The 1,461-nt window shown below is 67.6% G+C and carries 3 protein-coding genes; all 3 read right to left on the bottom strand.

The genetic code is table 11. From position 1 onward, the window contains the following. Window positions 1–233 (bottom strand): hypothetical protein (locus I5M_RS03895; RefSeq protein ID WP_031335296.1); only part of this gene is annotated, 233 nt, incomplete at its 3' end. 2 nt (window positions 234–235) lie between these two features. Beyond that, window positions 236–1,159, bottom strand: a complete 924-nt coding sequence (locus tag I5M_RS03890; RefSeq protein ID WP_022720206.1) for a branched-chain amino acid ABC transporter permease — start codon at window positions 1,157–1,159, stop codon at window positions 236–238. Beyond that, the coding region (locus tag I5M_RS03885; RefSeq protein ID WP_022720205.1) for an ATP-binding cassette domain-containing protein at window positions 1,159–1,461 on the bottom strand (303 nt) is incomplete at its 5' end. The genes I5M_RS03890 and I5M_RS03885, both read right to left, overlap by 1 nt.

Genomic DNA, 1,461 nt, shown 5'->3' with positions numbered 1-1,461 from the left:
GTTGCAATCAGCAGCCCGCCGAGGCCGAGCGTCCACCATAGGGGCCGCTTGTCGTCCAGTCTGCGCTCGCGGCGCAGCGATTTCGGATTGTAGATGCCGCGCCAGGCCAGCCAATGACGGCGACTGAACGGCGGCCGGGCGCGATGCCAGACCTGGTCGCCGCTCGGCTTCAGGGTCCATTCGTCCGGCCTGCGGCCGATCTCGGCGTGCGCCATCAGCGGCTTCTCGGCCATTGCTATTCCCGGGTTTCGTCGAGGAGGCCGCCCAGCCCGCGCGGACGCAGCACCAGAACGAGCACGATGAAGGCGAACTGCACGATCAGCACGTAGCGCTGGCCGAGGAACGGGATGACGCCGGTCACCGCCTCCAGAAAGCCGATCAGAATGGCGCCGAACACCGCGCCCGGCACCGATCCCAGCCCGCCGAGCAGCGCGATCGTCAGTCCCTTGATCAGCGGCGTGACGCCGGCGCTCGGATTGACGAAGATGCTCTGCGACAGCAGCACTGCGGCGAGACCCGCCAGGGCGCCGGTCAGCATCATGATCGGCAGCGCCGTCCACCTCGTCGAGATGCCGCACAGCGCCGCGCCTTCGGTGTTCTGCATCACGGCGCGGATTTCGAGGCCACGGCGGCTGACCCGCAGCCACAACAGAACCAGCCCGAGCAGCACGATGGTGGTGACGATGGTCACCGCCTGGTCGATGCGCACCGGCAGCCCGAACAGGTTGAACCGGCCGATGCCGAAGATCCGCGGCAGCGCTTTCTGCTGCGGCCCGAAGATCCACAGCAGCGACTGCACGGTGGCGAGATTGATCGCCAGCGTGATGATCAGGCTGCGGACCGCGAAGTTCGGCTTGTCGTGGATCGGCAGGAAAGCCACCAGATAGATCAAGACGCCGAACACCACGCCGGCGAGCATGCCGATGGCGACCGTGAAGCTCGCCAGCGCGATGGTGCCGTCGAGCCCGGTGCTCCACGCCTTGATCAGCGGCGCCACCGCGTCGGCGGCGAAGTAGGCGGCGTAGCCGGCGATCGCGAAGGTGGCGCCGTGCGCCATGTTGACCATGCCGATGCTGGACCACACCAGCGAGATGCCGATGGCCATCAGGGCGTAGATCGCGGCGAGATAGAGGGCGTAGACGACCAGCGTTGCGTCCATCACTCGAGCCCCACATGGCCGACTTCGCCGCGCAGGCGGCCGGCGTGCATGCCCATCATCCGGGTCACCGAGCCGGTCAGCAGCGAGACGTTCTGCTCGGCGATCACCATGGCCTTGCCGTCGAGCGGGATGTTGGCGAGCGCGTCGATCACCCGGCGCGAGACTTTCGGGGCGAGGCCGAGCGTCGGCTCGTCGATCAGATACAGCCGTGCGTCGGACATCAGCGCTCGTCCGATCGACACCATGCGGCGTTCGCCGCCGGACAGCTTGCCCACCAGCGAGTCCTGCNCACATCGAGTGCG

This window comes from Rhodopseudomonas sp. B29, assembly GCF_000333455.1.
GTDB lineage: Bacteria > Pseudomonadota > Alphaproteobacteria > Rhizobiales > Xanthobacteraceae > Rhodopseudomonas.
The sequence above is the reverse complement of the archived record's forward strand: the minus strand, read 5'-3'. Positions and strand labels throughout refer to the sequence as shown.

Coding starts and splice junctions, on each gene's coding strand:
- I5M_RS03890 (WP_022720206.1), bottom strand. CDS start 1,159: ATGGACGCAACGCTGGTCGTCTACGCCCTCTATCTCGCCGCGATCTAC.